Here is a 16,907-nt window from a genome sequence, read left to right as displayed (position 1 = left end):
GGGTCAGGTCTTTCGGATCAGCTTGCCGTTGAGACCGGCAGACTCGGCGACGGTGTTGAAGATGGTGCCGTATTTGCGTACGTTCGTGTGCAGCAGTTCCAGCCTCTGGTCGGACTCGTCACTGTCGACCGTCAGGACGTAATCGACCGAGATGATGCGCGGCGGAGCATCCTGGCGCTTGGCCTCAAGGCTCACCTCCACCCCGCGAAGCTCGAACTTCAGCATCGGGCTGACCCGCTCGATGCCCTTGAGCATGCAGGCGGCTATCGAGGCGAGAAACAACTCGGCCGGATTGAAGGCGTCCGGGCGTCCCGCAAGGGCGGTGTCGATAACCAATTCCGCCTCCTTGCAGGTGGCGAGGCTGCCATTGGCGTCGACCCGCCTTGCGTGAACCTTGTATTCAAGCATCAGGCCGCCCCTTTGTCCGATCCGGTGGAGCCATCCATGGCGCCAATGCCTTGCAGCCTCGAGGTGAGCGACATCCGATCGATGGTCGCCAGCGGCAGGTTCATGAAGGCCGCGATGCGGTTGCGCAGGTAGCGCAAGGCGTCGTCGAACGCAGCCTCCTTCTTGAAGTCGGGGCCCTCGACTGCGGCGGGGTCCTCGATGCCCCAGTGCGCCGTCACCGGATGTCCCGGCCAGACCGGGCAGGCTTCGCCGGCGGCGTTGTCACAGACGGTAAAGACGAAGTCCATCTTCGGCGCGTCAGGCGTCGCGAACTCGTCCCATGCCTTCGAGCGCAGGCCGTCGGTGGAGATTCCCGCCTTGCGCAGCGTCTGCAGGGTCAGGGGATGCACCGCACCCTTGGGCGTCGAGCCGGCCGAAAACCCGCGGAAGCGATCACCACCCACATGGTTGATCAGGGCTTCCCCTAGGATCGATCGAGCCGAGTTTCCGGTGCAGAGGAACAGGAGGTTGTAGACGCGATCAGCAGGCATTCTTTCCCTCCGAAGGGGTGGTGCAGCATAGGGTGAATTCGGCGACGAGCGGCTCACACAGTTCCGGACGACCACCGCAGCAGTCCTGGACCAGGAAGCTGGTGAGTTCGCGGACTCGATCCACAACTGCCCGATAGACGATAGATCTGCTGTGGCGCTCGGACTCAATCAGGCCGGCACGGGTGAGGATCGCGAGATGCGACGACATCGTGTTCTGAGGCACTTCGAGACGGCGCGCGATCTCGCCGGCCGGCAGGCCTTCGGGTTCGTGCTCCATAAGGAGACGGAACGTGTCGAGGCGTGTCGGTTGCGAAAGCGCAGCGAAGATTTCGATAGCGTGGGTTGATTCCATATATCGAGGATTATGGATTTATGAGCCGATGTCAAGACGAGGACATTCCACGTTTCGTGGAGTGCCTTGGCAGCTTTCAGTAATTAGATGCGACAGCCCAAATGGCAGAAATGGGGTCGTCTGCTGCCACAGGTGGGCTGGAAAGTTTATTGAATAAACTTCTCCTCCGGCCGCGCCCGCTATGACCATAACCATTTGCTGCGGGCTGGCCCTGACATTAGCCATGTATGTAACATAACAGAAAGTCGGCTTTCGATAGTTTTGATGATGTATTCACCTAACTCGCTACCTTTCCAGCGTCCTGCACATCGCCCGGAATGGGGCGGAAAGGCGACGGCCCCGCTCATGGTCATAGTGAGATTATTCAGTTCAGCTTACTGAAAGCGCCTCAATCACGCGGCACTCCGAAACGCGCCCCTGATGACATTCACCTACCATGCGGGCCAACTCGTCGCGCAAAGAGAGCAAGCGGGCGATGCGTCTTTCGACTTCCTCAAGCTGTCCCTGTGCAATGCGGCTCGCGTCCTCGCACGATGCTTCGGGTTGCTCCTGCAAAGCCAGCAACACCCGAACACTTGGCAGATCGAAACCAAGATCGCGGGCATGGCGGATAAAGCCTAGCCGCTCTGTATCGACGGTGCTGTAAGTGCGCCGTCCGTTGGATTGGCGGGCAGGCTTGGGCAGAACCCCGATGCGCTCGTAATAGCGGATTGTTTCGATGTTCACGCCTGCCTGTCGGGATAAGTCGCCAATCTGCATCTTTTCGTCTTGCTCCTGTAGTGACTACAGGTTGTAGCATAACAAGGCTAGAATTTCGAGGATCGACCATGGCCGCCGCAACCGACACAGTCCGCTATCATGTGACCGGGATGGACTGCTCGTCCTGTGCCGCCAAGATCGAGGGCGCGACCCGCAAGGTCGATGGCGTCAATGATGTGAAGGTGTCGATTGCCTCCCAGATCATGACGCTAAAAGTCGATGACCCGGCGCGGCGTCTGCCAGTGGTGGAATCCGCCATAACCGACCTTGGCTATCAACTCGACCGCCTAGGCCAACACAAGGCCGAAGGCGCGGGCGATGATGATGACGACGACCAAATTCCCGACCTGTCGCACGTCACCCCGGCGTATAAACGGGCGCTCTGGATCGTCGTCCTGCTCAATGTCGGATATGGCATTATCGAGATTGGCGGCTCAATCCTGTCAGGATCACAAGCCCTTCAAGCCGACTCCCTCGACTTTATCGGGGATGGTCTGATTTCATTTCTCGGCCTGATCGCTGTCGGATGGGGTCTTGCTGCCCGCGCTAAAGCAGCCCTGCTGCAAGGCGTGTTTCTAGCCCTGCTCGGCTTCGGCGTGATCGGCTCGACCGCCTACCGGGTGTTTGTCGAGCATGAACCGCAAACCATGCTGATGGCGGGGTTTGCTTTCGTGGCTTTCATCGTCAACGTGCTGGCTGCCGTGGTGCTGATCCCGCACCGAAAAGGAGATGCCAATATGCGGGCCGTATGGCTGTTCTCGCGCAATGACGCAATTGGCAATCTGGCCGTTGTCGCTGCTGCTGCTCTCGTTTGGTGGCTCAATAATCCATGGCCGGATTTGCTGGTTGCCTTCGCCGTGGCGGGCCTGTTCCTGCAATCGGCATGGTCGATCATTAGAGACGCACGGCAAGACCTTTCACAAGCCCGCCGCGTTTAGTCTCATAGTCGATATTACCCGTTTCCGTGGCCTGCGGCTTCTTTCCAGAGATGGCATTGGTGCGCCGAAAGACAGGGGCAAATGCCGACCAGGGCAGCATCTACGGCTTAACGGCTAAGCCATTCAAATCATTGCGCTTGGCATGGGACACAACCATTGCAGGGGGTCGGCCCCAGCATGAGTCGTGCATGTAACGTTTGAATCCCCGGTTTTTGGGCACCTTCATGACGTTCCGCCTCCGGCAAACATGTTGTTCCTCTTCTTAGGAATGGCTTATTTGGGGTGGCAAGCTGCCCGACCGCTTCTGGGCGCCCAAGCCGGGAAAGCGGCCGTTCAGCAGGCTACTGTACTTCGACCGCAATGCGCCCCCTTTCTGGCCGTTCGACTGCCGCTTGCGGCGTCCCGAAAGCCGACATTGCTCACGGCGTAGCCAAGCGCAAGCCGATTACTTCGGCGTATGTTCGAATCCCACCCGGTCCGCCACTTCGGTATAAAACCGGGAACGCCGATTCCCGCCGATTTCCCTCCTTTTGTGGCTATCAGCGCCCTCAACAGCGTGTTTTTGCTGCCGTTGATGTAGATCGCATCGTCCGCGACCTCGACATGCTGGGCGAAAGCCCGGACGTGATCCCGCCGATAACCGCCCTTTCCGAGCCGAAGCCCGGTCCGCGCTTCGCTCGCCAGCTCCCGCACGGCCGCGCCTGTGAGGCCCTTATGGGCCGAGCTTTTCAGCATGGCCTCGGTCCTTACGGCGTCGGCCCGTGCCTGATCCCGTATCGCCGTAAGGCCCGCGATGCGTTCGCCGAGGGCGGATTCGGCCGGGTCGAGCGAACCCGCCTCGATAGCCTCGTAGAGCCGCTTTAGCCGCATATCGGCCTCGGCCGCGCGCTGGTTCAACTCGGTGATGTGCTGGCTGCGCCGCTCGACGCTCTCCTGCCGGCGATCCAGCAGCGAGGCGAGCACGTCTTCGATCCGCTCGGGGTCCAGCAGCCTTTCCTCGATGTGGCTGACCACGATGCGGTCCAGCTTGTCCATCGGGATCGCGCGGCCCTTGCAGCCGGTTTCGCCCTGCCGTGCCCGGATCGAACAGGCATAGTAGCGGTAGCGGCCGTTCTTGCCCGTGCGCAGCGTCATGGCCCCACCGCAATTGCCGCAATAGCAAATGCCGGTCAGCAGGTTCGGGCCGCTGACGACGCGCGGAGGCGTCACCTTCGGATTGTTGACCTGCAACCGCTTCTGCACCGCCTCGAATATCTCAAGGTCGATCAGCGGCGGCACCGCGACGGTGACGACTTCTTCCTCGGGCTTCACCTCGCCTTTCTTGGACCGGCGGTTGAACCGATGTTCGCCGATATAGGTGCGGCGGGTCAGGACGCGGTGAAGCTGGCCGATGCCCCAACGTCCGCCGCTGCGGGTGAACATGCGGTTCCTGTTGAGGTAGCTGACGATGTTCTTGACGCCCATGGGGCCGGACGTGCCGTCGCCTTCCAATGCTAGGCGGAAGATCATCCGCACGGTGTCGGCGTGCAGCGGGTCGATTTCCAGCTTCTTCTTCATCTTCGTGCCGCGCTGCTCGGCATCGACGACGCGGTAGCCGATGGGCGGCAGCGAGCCATTCCAGAAGCCTTGCCGCGCGTTCTCCTTCAAGGCGCGCAGGACGTGCTTGGCGTTCTCCTTCGACTGGTATTCGTCGAACAGTGACATGATCCGCCGCATCATCTGGTGGATCGGATCGTCGCCAAGCTCCTGCGTCATGGATACGAGCTTGACGCCGTTCTTCGCCAGCTTCCGGTAGTAGTATTCCATTTCAAATTCGTCGCGGAAGAACCGCGAGAAGCTATGCACCACCACCACGTCGAACGCTGGCGGCTTCGACGTGCCGGCTTCGATCATGCGCTGGAACTCGGGGCGGCGGTCGTTGGTCGCCGATGCGCCCGGCTCGATGAAGGTTTCCACAAGCTGATAACCGCGAGACTCGCAATAGGCTTCGCCCTGCCGCTTCTGGTCGGGGATCGACACGTCATGCTCGGCTTGCCGCGCCGTCGAGACGCGCAGATAGAGCGCGGCGCGCAGGGCGACGTGTGGGGAATGAATGTTCATAGCGCGCCTCCTTTCGCCGCGCGGCGTTCGAGCAAGGGCAACGCCAGTTCAACACGGTCATGGACAACCTTGGGCGCGAGCTTGCGGCCTTCCTTCTCCAAGCGGACAAGGCCGTAGCTCTCCATCGTCTTCATGGTGCGTGACAGGTTGGATAAGGCCCGGCCGGTGATCTCCGAAAGTTCCTCCAGCGAGGCCGGAGCTTTCTCGGCGATGACGCGCAGCAGTTCGCGGTTCCCGGCCGACAGCACCTTGGCGAAGGATTCGGTTGATGTGAACCACACCTTCGGATCGTCCGCCGCCGGCTTTTCCTCGCCGCGCGCGATCCGCATGGTGCGGGCCTTCATCTCGTCGTAGCCGGCAATCCCAACTTTCAATGTGGTCATAGGGCACCTCGCTCCTTCAATACCGCGTCCACCGCCTGCCAGAAGTCGGCCAGCAGCGTGGCCGCATCCTCGTAGGCGTAGGGCTTCACGGTCTGGAGGCGGTGTCGATGGTCCATCGGCTCGCCCCTCCTGCCTCGGCCGACCGGATGGGCATTATCGAAGCCGACCAGCCGTTCGCCCGAAGGCCCGTGAAGCGTGAGCGAGTAATCGAGGCCGTGCGGCTTTTCCGGCGATGCCGGAACGCGGGTGATAACGAACTTCACCCAATGGCCGCCCTCGGGATCGACAACGAGCACCTGTCCGTCGAGGTCCAGAAGCGTGTCGAGGCTCGGGTCACGTTCCTCGCTCATGACTTATCCTTATCACTTTCTGATAAGTATGGCAAGGATTTATTCTCGGCTTCAAGGTCGATTGGGCCGAAAAGGCGGTCGAGCACATGACCGAAATACCGCTCGAAGATTTGTAGTTCTTCCTCGGTGATCGGCACCTTTTCGGGCCAGTCGTCGAAGACCGGCAGCGTCTCAACATCGACGATGCGAAGCGGCGAGCTGCGGCGTTCCCGGCCGTCTGGCGTGGGTTCGTCGGCGTAGTCGAAAAGATCGTCGGGAAGTGCTTCGGGGACCGGGTGTCGCGGTCGCCCTTTGCGGGCGCGGCGGCGCTCTGCGCACATGGAATCCTCCTTGGTTCTGGTGGATTCCGGGGCGCAATAGGCCCCGGAATTAGGCGAACCATGGAGGGCAGTCGGCGGCCTGTAGCGTGCCGCATTTGCGTCTATGCGCTGGCGGCACCCCTGCCGGGATGGGACTTAGTTGGCGGCTCGCCGCGCTCTCGCAAACCCCCGATCCGTTGCGATGAACCGCTCCAGCATCGGCACGATGAGCCTGACGGGATCGGCGACAGGCTGGCCCGTCTCGCGCGCCAGCACTTCGGCATAAGCGACCAGATCGCGGTGGAGCGGCGCGGGCAACTCCACCGTCACCTTGACGGGCTTGTCGTCTGGCAGCGGGCCGAGTTTCAGCTTGGTCATGGTCAACCTCCTGCCGGCTCGAACACAAGATCGCGGGTGACGATAATCCTGACCGGAAAGCCGGGCCGGATCGTCAGCGTCGGCGCGACCTGCAACTGGCGTTGGACGATCTGCTGGCCGGCCTGATTGACGGTATCCTGCGCCCCGTCGCGGATGGCGCGGATCAGCCGGTCCTCGTCGCTGGTCGCCAGCTCGGTGCCGACTGCGAGCAGCGTGGACAGCCCTGCGGCCTTCATCAGACCCCACCAATGATAATCGACGCCATCCTCAAGGCCAGCATAGCCGCTGGCGTCCGCGCCCGGCAGGCGTTCCAGAACGATGGACCGGCCGCCCGGCAGGATCAGGCGATTCCAGACCAGCAACACGCGACGCTGGCCGAAGGTCACGCCGTCATTGTATTGGCCGATGATGCGGGTGCCTTGCGGGATCAGCAGCAGCGAGCCGGTCGGGCTGTCATAGACGTTCTCCGTCACCTGCGCGGTGATCTGGCCGGGCAGATCGGAACGGATGCCGGTTATCAGCGCAGCGGGGATCACGGCCCCGGCCTGAAGGATGTAGGGCGATGCCGGCGGCGCAACGCGATCCGGGGCGACGGTCTGCCGGTCCACGGGTCCATTGAGAAATGCCGCGTGGCGATCCTGTGTCGCGGGCTGCCCGCCGAGGCCAAGCCCGGCAAGGCCGGGCATGGCGGTGCCGGCTGGCGCTCCCCTGCGGGGGCCGGACTGGAAAAAGACGTTGCTCAAGCGCGCGGCTTCTTCCTCGGCCCTGCGGCGTTCTTCCTCTGGATCGACGGCGGGCGTCGTGATTGCCGGCGTTACAATGGGCTGCCCCCGGTTCTGCGCGTCGAGGATCGGGCGGCCGAGGTCGCCGGGTAGCGCCGGGCCGAGCGCCGGGCCGCTATAGTCGCGCGGCAGGCCAGACAATCCGTCCGCCGTGGGGCGGTTCTCGGTCGAATAGAGTTCGTCCCCTCCCGGTCCTGCATCGCGGGTCTGGAGCGCATAGATCAGCGCCCCGCCGATGCCGAGAAGCGCGACGGCTCCGACGCCTGCCAGCATCTTGCGCGATAGGCGCGTGACACGGGGCGTTTCGGCGCGCAGGCGCATGGGGGCGGCGGTATCGGTATCGCTCATGAGGACGATCCTCCCGTGGTCGTGCTGGCTGGCTCTGCTGCGGCCTGCGTCGGGTTGGTGCGGACGATCCTGACGACCTGCTGGCGGTTGCCGCTGCCAAGGCGCAACTCGGCCGCGCCGAACAGGCGGTCCACGATCAGGACGTTCTGGTGGATGCGGGAATTGACGATCTGCGGCTCGCCGTTCGCGCCAAGCACGAAGATCGGCGGCATTTCGCCCTGCACAATCCCGGCCGGGAAGACGACATAGACGCGGCGTCCATCGTCGAACACCGAAACCGGCCGCCATGGCGGGCTGTCGCCCTGCACCTGCAAGCCATAGCGATAGTTCCGCGCAGCCTCGGCCGGGATGATTGGCGCGGCCGGGACGGCGCGGCGCTGGCCGGGCGTTGCGGGATAGGACCATGCGACGGAAGGCATGTAGAGCGATTCCCGCGCGCGCAGTTCGATCATGTAGGTGCGTCGGTCGGTGGTGACGACAAGGTTGGTGGAAATGTCCGGCCGTGTCGGCTTCACGAGGATATGGACACGGCGGTTCGCACCGCTGCCGCTCTCGGTGTCGCCGATGATCCAGCGGGCGGTGTCGCCGGCTGCAATCGGCCCCGCGCCGGTCAGACTCTCGCCCGGCTCCAGCGCAATGGTCGTGATCTGCCCGACTGCGGCATAGACCTGATAGAGCGCGCCTTCGCTCCACGGATATATCTGGATGGCGTTGTAGTAGCCTTCCCGGCGCGGCTCGACGCGGGCGGCGGCATTGGCGTTCTCGACGCGGCCGGTTGGCGTGCCTGCGGCGGTGCCGCCGCGCGCCACGGTCCATGCCGGGGGCACATGCAGCGGCCGAGGCGTGTTGTCGGTTGCCGCCACCTGCACGGTCGGCAGCGGCGGCACGCTGGCGTCGTAGCTGAATTGCGGCGTCCGGTTGGTCGCGCAGCCTGCCAAAGTAATTGCCACCGCCGACGCAAAAATCGCATAGGTTAGCGACTTCAGGATCAGTAAGGAGGAACCGACAGAATGGATTCTGTGCCGACGATTGTTGCCCGGTATATCGACGCCTACAACAGGATGAATGTTCAGGCGATGCTCGACTGCCTGTCGGGCGACGTTCGGTTTATCAACAGATCGAACGGAGAGATGACGAACGAAACGCACGGGATCGAGGCATTTCGCGCGCTGGCGGAACAGGGCGTCCAGTTGTTTGCTGAAAGAGAACAGACGATCCTCGACTGCATCGCCATAGACGACCGTGCAGCGGTGCGCATCGGCTATCGCGCCAAGGTCAAAACCGATCTGCCCAACGGCTGGAAGGCCGGGCAGGAGATCGAGATGACGGGCACCTCGTTCTTCATGATCTCCGAGGGGAAGATCAGCGAAGTGATTGATGCAAGCTGACGCTTTCATTGGCTCATCTCCCGCGACCACGAAATTGCATTGACGTATATTCCCAACGGATTGGCGCGCAGGCGCTCGGCGTCGCGCGGGGGCTGGATGACGATGGTGAGAATAGCCGTCCATCGTTCGGTCGTGGAAAGCTGGCCGTTCTCGAAATGCCTTTCCGTCCACGCCACGCGGAAGCTGTTGGGCGAGGCCCGGATGACGCTCGACACCTCGACGGCGACCTGCTGGCGACCGACGCGCGTGAAGGGATCATTGGCGCGGGCGTAATCGTTCAATGCCGCCGCACCGCGATCCGTGGTCCACTCATAGGCGCGAAGCCAGTTCTGGCGGACAATGATCGCGTCGGCCGGGATCGCGCGGACCTGCTCGATGAAGCGGCCGAGATGGAACGCGATCTGCGGATCGGTCGGGCGATAGTCGGCGCTCGCGGGGGCGACGGTCTGCGCCTGACCGAGATTATCGACCTGAACGACCCAAGGCACCACGGTCCCACGTGCGGACTGCCAGACCAGCGCCGAGGCAAAGCCGGCCGAAAGGATCAGGGAGCCGAAGGCCATGAGCCTCCAGTTCCTCGCCTGCACGCGGGCCGAGCCGATACGCTCGTCCCATGCCTGCGCGGCCTTCTGATAGGGCGTCTCGGGTTCGGGCGATTTGCCGTAATGGGTTGCTGGTCGTTTGAAGATACTCATGAGCGGTCACTTTCGGAAAGGTTGACGGAGGAACCGGAGCCGTGGCTGTCGCCGGAGCGGACGGCATGGGCGGTCATGGTGGTGCCATGGTTCATGGCCTGCCGGCGCTGCATCCGCTGCGCCCAAGCCGGAGGACCGCCGGCCGGGCTGGATGGCGCGGCTGCGGGATCGGCACTCGCACCGCCGACCGTGCCCATGGTGGAGCTGCCGCCAGTCGCGCCGAAGCCGGCCTTTACGCCAGCGGAGAAGCTGGATTTGACGCTTTCGCTTGCGCGGGATGTTGCGCTGGAGGCTGCGCGTTTGAGCGGCGAGACGGCGGCCGAGCCTGCCGCTCGGGCGACACCGCCGAGGCCGGAGGCAACGCCCGCCGCGCCGGACTGGCCGAGCGAGCCGACGCTATAGGCAGCGGTCGCCGCGCCCGCGGCGGTCGCGCCTCCACGGACGGCCGCGGCCCCACCGGACAGAGCAGCAGCGCCGCCCTTCGCGGCAAGCATGGCCCCGCCGCCAGCCGCCGCGCCGCCGGCAAGCACCATGCCGCCAGCGGCGAGGCCCGTGCCAACGGCCGCGCCTGCGCCGAGTTGCGGCCCGCCCGAAACGATGCCGTTGGCGATACCGGGGCCGAAGATGCCGAGGCCAAGCAGCGACAGCGCGGCGAGCACAATCGCCATCGCGTCGTCGATGGTCGGGGTCGCCCCGCCGAAACCGGCCGTGAATTGCGAGAACAGTGTCGAGCCGATGCCGATGATGACGGCGAGGACCAAGACCTTGATGCCGGACGACACTACGTTGCCAAGCACCTTTTCAGCCATGAAGGCGGTCTTGCCGAACAACCCGAACGGGATCAGCACAAAGCCGGCTAGCGTCACCAGTTTGAACTCGATCAGCGTCACGAAAAGCTGGATCGCCAAAATGAAAAAGGCCAGCACCACAAGCGCCCATGCGAACAGCAGGCAAGCGATCTGGATGAAATTCTCGAAAAAGCTGATCCAGCCCATCAGGTCGGAAATGGAATCGAGCAGCGGACGGCCGGCGTCGAGGCCGGTCTGCGCGACGCGGCCCGGCCGCATCAGATCGGTGACAGAAAAGCCGGTGCCCGACGCCATGAGGCCAAGGCCGGCGAAGCTCTCGAAGACGATCCGGGCGAGGTTGTTCCAGTTAGAAATGATGTAGGCGAAGACGCCGACGAACAGCGTCTTTTTCACCAAGCGCGCGATGATGTCGTCATCCGCGCCCCATGCCCAAAAGAGCGCGGCGAGCGTCACGTCGATCACGATCAGGGTGGTGGCGATGAAGGCGACCTCGCCGCCGAGCAGGCCGAAACCGCTGTCGATGTAGGAGGTGAATACGCCTAGAAAAGAGTCGATGACGCCCGTGTTGCCCATGGTCAGCGCCCTTCGCTGGATTGCGGTGCGGCGGGCGCTGGCGTGCGGCCGAGGAAGCGGTCGCGGGATTCAGCCCATGCGGCGAGGCAGTCGGCGTCGCTTGCCGCCGCCTCGCCGAGCTGCTGGCAACGGCGCAGGCTTTCGCGCAGCGGATCGGCCGGGGGCTGGAGGGCCGATGCGGGCCGTGGCGCGGGAGGTTCGTCCTTCCGCGCCATGTCGATTGCGGTCGCCGTAACGGCGATGGCGATGAACACAACGGCTGTAAGCCGCGCCAGCATCTTGCCGTCCATGGCGAGCCTCCCGGTCAGTTGTTACCGTTGAACATCTGCGCGTTGCCCGGCTGGTAGCCGGTGCCGGGCGTCAGGAACCGCTCGCGCTGGATGCGGCCCTGTTCGGCGGCAGTCGCGCGCTCTGCCTCGGTCAGCGCATCGGCGCGGCCATTCGCCGAGATGACCGCGATCAGGTCGGAAAGCTGTTGCGACTGGAGCGCGAGAAGCTGATTGCCGGCCTGCGTGGCTTGCAGCGCGCCGGTTGCGCCCTGACTCTGGCCGACCAGCGCGGCCATCTCGGCACGGTTGCCGTCGATATTGCCGACCGCGCCCGCCTGAACGCGCATCGCGTCCTGCAAGCCGCCGACCGTGTTCTCCCAGCGGCTACGTGCATCGGCGACAAGCTGGGCGTCGGTCGTCGAAAGCGAGACGTTGCCATATTGCTGCTGGAACGCTTGGTCGATCTGGCCGACCTCGAAAGCGATGTTCTGCGCTTGGCCCAAAAGCTGTTGCGTGCGCTGGACGTTCTGCTGGAGCTGCTGGAGCGATGAATATGGCAGGCTCGCCAGATTGCGGGCCTGATTGATGAGCATCTGCGCCTCGTTCTGGAGGCTGGTGATCTGGTTGTTGATCTGCTCCAGCGTGCGCGCTGCCGTGAGCACGTTCTGCGCATAGTTGCTCGGGTCATAGACGATGCGGCCGAAGCCGAATTGCGCATGGGCCGGGCTTGCCAGCATGGGCGAAAGCGCGACGGGCACGGCGAGCGCCAGCGTAAGGGCCGAGGCACCGACGATCTTGGAATAGGTCATAGAAGAATCTCCTGTGTGGGGTGGTTATCGAGCCGGGCCGGCACGGCGGATTCCGGCCGGTCGGCGAGATTGGTGAGGTTGGGGATCAGGTCGGCCGCCCAATCGACGCCGCGCGCCTGTAGCCATGCGGCGAGGAAGCCATCGCGGCCGTGTTCGGCGACGATCTGCGCGATGAGCGTCTGGTCGGATTTGGCGGATGCGGCGCAGAGCGCGAGGCCGACTTCGGACAGGCCAAGCTCGAACAGGCGATTGCCCCTGCGGCTTTGGCAGTAGTAATCCCGTTTGGGCGTGGCCCTTGCGAGGATTTCGATCTGGCGGTCATTGAGGCCGAAGCGGCGATAGATGGCCGTGATCTGCGGTTCGATGGCCCGCTCGTTCGGCAGCAAGAGCCGCGTCGGACAGCTCTCGATAATCGCGGGCGCGATGTTGCTGCCGTCAATGTCGGACAGGCTTTGCGTGGCGAAGATGACGCTGGCGTTTTTCTTGCGCAGCGTTTTCAGCCATTCGCGGAGCTGGCCGGCAAAACCTTCATCGTCGAGCGCGAGCCAGCCTTCATCTATGATGAGAAGCGTGGGTCGGCCGTCGAGCCGGTCGCCGATGCGATGGAACAGGTAGGACAGCACGGCCGGGGCCGCGCCGGTCCCGACAAGCCCCTCGATCTCGAACGCCTGCACGTCCGCCGAGCCGAGGTGTTCCGCCTCGGCGTCGAGCAGCCGGCCATAGGCACCGCCGACGCAGAACGGTCGAAGCGCCTGTTTCAGATCGTTGGATTGCAGCAGCACCGCAAGGCCGGTGATGGTGCGTTCCTCGACCGGGGCCGAGGCCAGCGAAGTCAGCGCCGTCCAAAGATATTCCTTTACCTCGGGCGTGATGGCGATGCCTTCGCGCATGAGGATCGCGGCGATCCAGTCCGCCGCCCATGCGCGTTCATAGGTGTCGTGGATGCGGGCGAGCGGCTGGAGCGAGACGGACGCCTCGGCCCCATCGGTCAATCCGCCGCCAAGGTCGTGCCAGTCGCCGCCCATGGCGAGCGATGCGGCGCGGATGCTGCCGCCGAAGTCGAAGGCGAAAACCTGCGATCCAGCGTAGCGCCGGAACTGCAAGGCCATGAGGGCGAGCAGCACGGATTTGCCCGCGCCCGTGGGGCCGACGACAAGGGTGTGGCCTACGTCGCCGACATGGAGACTTAGCCGGAACGGCGTTGAGCCTTCGGTCTTTCCAAAGAGCAAAGGGGGCGCACCGAAATGCTCGTCCCGTTCCGGCCCCGCCCACACCGCCGACAGCGGGATCATGTGGGCGAGATTCAAAGTGCTGATAGGCGGCTGCCGGACATTGGCGTAGGCGTGTCCGGGCAGGCTGCCGAGCCATGCGTCAACCGCGTTGACGCTCTCGGGCATGGCGGTGAAGTCGCGGCCCTGAACAATCTTCTCGACCAGGCGCAGCTTCTCGTCGGCTATGCGCGGCTCGGCATCCCATACGGTGACGGTGGCCGTGACATAGGCCATGCCCGCCACGTCTGCGCCAAGCTCCTGCAAGGCCATGTCGGCGTCGAGCGCCTTGTTCGCCGCGTCGGTGTCCACAAGCGCGGACGCCTCGTTGGTCATTACCTCTTTGAGAATCGCCGCGATGCTCTTGCGCTTGGCGAACCATTGTCGCCTGATCTTGGTGAGCAGTCGGGTTGCGTCCGTCTTGTCGAGCAGGATGGCGCGGGTGTTCCACCTGTAGGGGAACGGCAGGCGGTTCATTTCGTCGAGCAGGCCCGGCGTCGTCGCGGTCGGGAATCCCACAATGGTCAGCACGCGCAGATGCGCGTCGCCAAGGCGCGGCTCCAGCCCGCCGGTCAAGGGCTGGTCGGCGAGCAGCGCGTCGAGGTGCATGGGCACCTCGGGCACGCGCACGCGATGCCGGTTGGTCGAGATGGTGGAATGGAGGTAGGTCAGCGTCGCGCCGTCATCCATCCAACGGCACTCGGGCATGAAGCCGTCGAGCAAGGCCAGCACGCGGTCGGTGCGGTCGATGAAGGCGCGCAGCAGCTCCCACGGGTCCACGCCGGTTTTCTCGCGGCCCTCGTAGAGCCATGTTTCGGCGCGCGCGGCTTCCTCGGCCGGGGGCAGCCAGAGGAAGGTCAGGAAATAGCCCGACACGAAATGCGTGCCTGCTTCCTCGAACCCGGCTTTGCGCTCGGCATCGACCAGCGCCGATGCGGGATCGGGAAAGGTGCTGTCGGGATAGGTCGCGGCCTCGCTGCGCTGCGCCTCAACGAAGATGCTCCAACCGGAGCCGAGGCGGCGCACGGCATTGTTGATGCGGCCGGCGACGGCGACTAGCTCGGCGGCGACGGCGGAATCCAGATCGGGACCGCGAAACTTCGCCGTCCTCTGAAAACTGCCGTCCTTGTTCAAGACGACGCCCGAGCCGACCAGCGCGGCCCATGGGAGATAGTCGGCGAGCCGGGATGCGGTGCGGCGGTATTCGGTAAGGTTCATCATGGCCGCGCCCTCACACCGCCAGAAAAGCCGGGATGCGGATATGTCGCCGCCCGACCTCGACGAATTGGGGGTCGCGCTTCGCCGCCCACACGGCCGCGAAATGCCCGATGGCCCATAGCGCGATGCCCACCAGCCAGAGGCGCAGGCCGAGGCCCACGGCCCCGGCCAGCGTTCCGTTCATGATGGCGATGGCGCGCGGTGCGCCGCCGAGCAGGATATGCTCGGTCAACGCCCGGTGGACCGGGATCGAGAATCCCGGCACCGCGTCGAGCTGTTCGAGGCCGCCCGCCATCAAACGAGCGCCCCGCCGCCGAACGAGAAGAACGACAGGAAGAAGCTCGACGCCGCGAAGGCGATGGACAGGCCGAACACGATCTGGATCAGCCTGCGGAACCCGCCGCTGGTATCGCCGAAAGCCAACGTGAGGCCGGTGGCGATGATGATGATGACGGCGACGATCTTGGCAACCGGCCCCTCGATGGACTGAAGGATTTGCTGAAGCGGCTGCTCCCACGGCATCGACGATCCCGACGCATGGGCGGCCGGGGCGAGCATGAGACTGATGGCAAGGATGGATGCGGCGGTCGCCATGCGGCGATAGCCGCGCGAAATCGTGCGGATCATGAAGATTCTCCTGTGTTGGTGGGGATTGCCGAAGGGATGGGATGCGTGATGCGGTAGTCGCCGTCCGGCCCCAGCCCTTCGACGCGGGCAAGCTCGGCAAGCCGGCGCGCGGAACCACGCCCGGAAAGGACGGCAACAAGGTCGATTGTCTCGGCGATCAGGGCGCGCGGGACGGTGACGACAGCCTCTTGAATGAGCTGTTCAAGGCGACGGAGCGCGCCGATGCCGGTGCCGGCATGGATGGTGCCGATCCCGCCCGGATGGCCGGTGCCCCACGCTTTCAGAAGGTCGAGGGCTTCCGATCCGCGCACCTCGCCAATGGGGATGCGATCCGGGCGCAGGCGTAGCGAGGAACGGACCAGATCGGAAAGCGTTGCCACGCCGTCTTTCGTCCGCATGGCGACAAGGTTCGGCGCGGCGCATTGCAGCTCGCGCGTGTCCTCGATGATGACGACGCGATCCGCCGTCTTCGCCACCTCGGCGAGCAGCGCATTGGTCAACGTGGTCTTGCCGGTGCTGGTGCCGCCCGCCACGAGGATGTTGGCGCGGGAAGAAACGGCCGCGCATAGCGTCGCGGCCTGATCGGCGGACATGATGCCCGCCGCCACATAGTCGTCGAGGCTGAACACCGCGACTGCGGGCTTGCGGATGGCGAAGGTCGGGGCGGCGACCACCGGCGGCAACAGGCCCTCGAACCGCTCCCCGTTCTCCGGCAACTCGGCCGAGACGCGCGGGCTGCGGGCGTGAACCTCCGCGCCGACATGATGCGCGACCAGCCGCACGATGCGTTCGCCATCGGCGGCGGACAGCCGTTCGCCCGTATCGGAAAGCCCTTCGGACAGCCGGTCCACCCAAAGGCGGCCGTCCGGGTTCAACATCACCTCGGCCACGGCCGGGTCTTCGAGCAGCCGGGCAATGACGGGGCCGAGCGCGGTGCGCAACATGCGCGCGCCGCGCTGGACCGCTTCCTGCCTGTGGTGGTTGGTGGTCATGTCGGCCCCGCTTCTTCATGGGGCGCGACATGCGATCCCCGGATCGGGGTCGATTAAAAAAGCCCGGAATTGGGCTGGTTCAACAAGTATCTAGCTGCGTGCGGTGATCGGCGGCGAACGGCGGCAAATAGGATGGGTCCGAATACTTACTCTTGATCGCCGTTGCTCTCGGACTCGTCCGGCAACGGATCGTCGGGAAGTGAGTTGAGGTCACGCGACAGCTCTTTGAGGAACCTGTCGCCCGTCGCCAGACGCCGGCCGATATTTTGCATGAAGCCCTCGAACCGCTCCGCGCCTTTGGCGCGGGCAGCGGATCGTGCGGCTCCCGTGAGCGGCGGCGTGATGGTCATCCAGAAATGGATGAACTGCGCGACTGTCTCGCCGAGAACGGCGAGATCCAGGTCGAGCGTGTCGATCTGCCGGCCGAGCTTGTCCAATCGGCGCGACATGGCGGCTTCAAGCTGGTCGTCGGCATCGCCGGACAGGTAGGACATGACCGCCGCCTCCACGATGGCGGATTTCGAGACATTGCGGCGCAGAGCCACCGAACGGCGCAGCGCCATCGCCTCGATCTGCGGAATGAGCGCGGGATCGAAATAAAGATTCAGGCGGGTTCTGGTTGCCATGGGCCT

Annotated in this window: 22 protein-coding genes; 2 read left to right on the top strand and 20 right to left on the bottom strand. The window is 64.3% G+C overall.

The window, feature by feature from the left end; all coding sequences use genetic code 11:
• Positions 1-3: 3 nt before the first annotated feature.
• The 4 genes from ACFOOL_RS06310 to ACFOOL_RS06295 form a co-directional block, all read right to left on the bottom strand.
• The gene (locus tag ACFOOL_RS06310) at positions 4-408 is read right to left on the bottom strand and encodes an OsmC family protein (RefSeq protein ID WP_126148535.1); all 405 of its coding nucleotides are present in this window, start codon (positions 406-408) and stop codon (positions 4-6) included.
• Positions 408-938 (bottom strand): arsenate reductase ArsC, encoded by a 531-nt coding sequence (locus ACFOOL_RS06305; RefSeq protein WP_126148534.1) that lies wholly within the window; start codon positions 936-938, stop codon positions 408-410. Before ACFOOL_RS06305 ends, ACFOOL_RS06310 begins: the two co-directional genes overlap by 1 nt.
• Positions 928-1,290 carry an ArsR/SmtB family transcription factor gene (locus ACFOOL_RS06300; protein WP_380095837.1) on the bottom strand — a complete coding sequence of 121 codons (363 nt, stop codon included), beginning with the start codon at positions 1,288-1,290 and terminating at the stop codon, positions 928-930. Before ACFOOL_RS06300 ends, ACFOOL_RS06305 begins: the two co-directional genes overlap by 11 nt.
• A gap of 369 nt (positions 1,291-1,659) precedes the next feature.
• Complete coding sequence (locus ACFOOL_RS06295) at positions 1,660-2,049, bottom strand: MerR family transcriptional regulator (protein ID WP_380095835.1); 390 nt, start codon at positions 2,047-2,049, stop codon at positions 1,660-1,662.
• 68 nt (positions 2,050-2,117) lie between these two features.
• On the opposite strand from ACFOOL_RS06295, the gene ACFOOL_RS06290 reads away from it, so the two are divergent.
• Positions 2,118-2,987: a cation transporter gene (locus ACFOOL_RS06290; RefSeq protein WP_246132708.1), complete on the top strand. Its 870-nt coding sequence runs from the start codon at positions 2,118-2,120 to the stop codon at positions 2,985-2,987.
• A gap of 333 nt (positions 2,988-3,320) precedes the next feature.
• Here the strand turns inward: ACFOOL_RS06290 and ACFOOL_RS06285 are convergent, their stop codons facing one another.
• The 7 genes from ACFOOL_RS06285 to trbG all read right to left on the bottom strand — a co-directional run bounded on the left by ACFOOL_RS06285 (position 3,321) and on the right by trbG (position 8,619).
• A complete protein-coding gene (locus ACFOOL_RS06285) occupies positions 3,321-5,087 on the bottom strand; it encodes a recombinase family protein (protein WP_380095833.1) in 1,767 nt (588 codons plus the stop codon).
• A complete protein-coding gene (locus tag ACFOOL_RS06280) occupies positions 5,084-5,470 on the bottom strand; it encodes an HVO_A0114 family putative DNA-binding protein (protein ID WP_023516013.1) in 387 nt (128 codons plus the stop codon). Before ACFOOL_RS06280 ends, ACFOOL_RS06285 begins: the two co-directional genes overlap by 4 nt.
• Positions 5,467-5,820, bottom strand: a complete 354-nt coding sequence (locus ACFOOL_RS06275; RefSeq protein WP_380095830.1) for a toxin-antitoxin system TumE family protein — start codon at positions 5,818-5,820, stop codon at positions 5,467-5,469. The genes ACFOOL_RS06280 and ACFOOL_RS06275 overlap by 4 nt, the downstream gene beginning before the upstream one ends.
• A complete protein-coding gene (locus ACFOOL_RS06270; protein ID WP_023516015.1) occupies positions 5,817-6,140 on the bottom strand; it encodes a hypothetical protein in 324 nt (107 codons plus the stop codon). Before ACFOOL_RS06270 ends, ACFOOL_RS06275 begins: the two co-directional genes overlap by 4 nt.
• A 135-nt stretch (positions 6,141-6,275) precedes the next feature.
• A complete protein-coding gene (locus ACFOOL_RS06265) occupies positions 6,276-6,497 on the bottom strand; it encodes a DUF2274 domain-containing protein (RefSeq protein WP_047581001.1) in 222 nt (73 codons plus the stop codon).
• Positions 6,498-6,499: 2 nt separating this feature from the next.
• Positions 6,500-7,627, bottom strand: coding sequence for a TrbI/VirB10 family protein (locus ACFOOL_RS06260; RefSeq protein WP_380095828.1), 1,128 nt, complete (start codon positions 7,625-7,627; stop codon positions 6,500-6,502).
• The gene (gene trbG / locus ACFOOL_RS06255; RefSeq protein ID WP_037405078.1) at positions 7,624-8,619 is read right to left on the bottom strand and encodes a P-type conjugative transfer protein TrbG; all 996 of its coding nucleotides are present in this window, start codon (positions 8,617-8,619) and stop codon (positions 7,624-7,626) included. Before trbG ends, ACFOOL_RS06260 begins: the two co-directional genes overlap by 4 nt.
• A gap of 18 nt (positions 8,620-8,637) precedes the next feature.
• Here trbG and ACFOOL_RS06250 point away from each other — a divergent pair, with 18 nt between their 5' ends.
• Positions 8,638-9,015, top strand: coding sequence for a nuclear transport factor 2 family protein (locus ACFOOL_RS06250; protein WP_024269984.1), 378 nt, complete (start codon positions 8,638-8,640; stop codon positions 9,013-9,015).
• Positions 9,016-9,020: 5 nt separating this feature from the next.
• Here ACFOOL_RS06250 and trbF read toward each other — a convergent pair whose 3' ends face one another.
• The 9 genes from trbF to ACFOOL_RS06205 form a co-directional block, all read right to left on the bottom strand.
• Complete coding sequence (gene trbF / locus ACFOOL_RS06245; RefSeq protein WP_380095826.1) at positions 9,021-9,710, bottom strand: conjugal transfer protein TrbF; 690 nt, start codon at positions 9,708-9,710, stop codon at positions 9,021-9,023.
• Positions 9,707-11,092 (bottom strand): P-type conjugative transfer protein TrbL, encoded by a 1,386-nt coding sequence (gene trbL / locus ACFOOL_RS06240; RefSeq protein WP_023514516.1) that lies wholly within the window; start codon positions 11,090-11,092, stop codon positions 9,707-9,709. The genes trbF and trbL overlap by 4 nt, the downstream gene beginning before the upstream one ends.
• 2 nt (positions 11,093-11,094) lie before the next feature.
• Positions 11,095-11,382: a putative entry exclusion protein TrbK-alt gene (trbK-alt, locus tag ACFOOL_RS06235; protein ID WP_225685326.1), complete on the bottom strand. Its 288-nt coding sequence runs from the start codon at positions 11,380-11,382 to the stop codon at positions 11,095-11,097.
• 14 nt (positions 11,383-11,396) lie between these two features.
• Positions 11,397-12,170, bottom strand: coding sequence for a P-type conjugative transfer protein TrbJ (trbJ, locus tag ACFOOL_RS06230; RefSeq protein WP_023514518.1), 774 nt, complete (start codon positions 12,168-12,170; stop codon positions 11,397-11,399).
• Complete coding sequence (gene trbE, locus ACFOOL_RS06225) at positions 12,167-14,659, bottom strand: conjugal transfer protein TrbE (protein ID WP_380095823.1); 2,493 nt, start codon at positions 14,657-14,659, stop codon at positions 12,167-12,169. The genes trbJ and trbE overlap by 4 nt, the downstream gene beginning before the upstream one ends.
• Positions 14,660-14,669: 10 nt before the next feature.
• Positions 14,670-14,951, bottom strand: a complete 282-nt coding sequence (locus ACFOOL_RS06220) for a VirB3 family type IV secretion system protein (protein WP_023514520.1) — start codon at positions 14,949-14,951, stop codon at positions 14,670-14,672.
• Positions 14,951-15,283, bottom strand: a complete 333-nt coding sequence (locus ACFOOL_RS06215; RefSeq protein ID WP_023514521.1) for a TrbC/VirB2 family protein — start codon at positions 15,281-15,283, stop codon at positions 14,951-14,953. Before ACFOOL_RS06215 ends, ACFOOL_RS06220 begins: the two co-directional genes overlap by 1 nt.
• Positions 15,280-16,275 (bottom strand): P-type conjugative transfer ATPase TrbB, encoded by a 996-nt coding sequence (gene trbB / locus ACFOOL_RS06210; protein WP_023514522.1) that lies wholly within the window; start codon positions 16,273-16,275, stop codon positions 15,280-15,282. The genes ACFOOL_RS06215 and trbB overlap by 4 nt, the downstream gene beginning before the upstream one ends.
• A 146-nt stretch (positions 16,276-16,421) precedes the next feature.
• Positions 16,422-16,901, bottom strand: a complete 480-nt coding sequence (locus ACFOOL_RS06205) for a CopG family transcriptional regulator (RefSeq protein ID WP_380095820.1) — start codon at positions 16,899-16,901, stop codon at positions 16,422-16,424.
• Positions 16,902-16,907 lie beyond the last annotated feature (6 nt).

It is taken from the genome of Devosia honganensis (assembly GCF_042648785.1).
Lineage (GTDB): Bacteria > Pseudomonadota > Alphaproteobacteria > Rhizobiales > Devosiaceae > Devosia > Devosia honganensis.
This window is presented reverse-complemented; position numbering and strand designations above follow the sequence as displayed.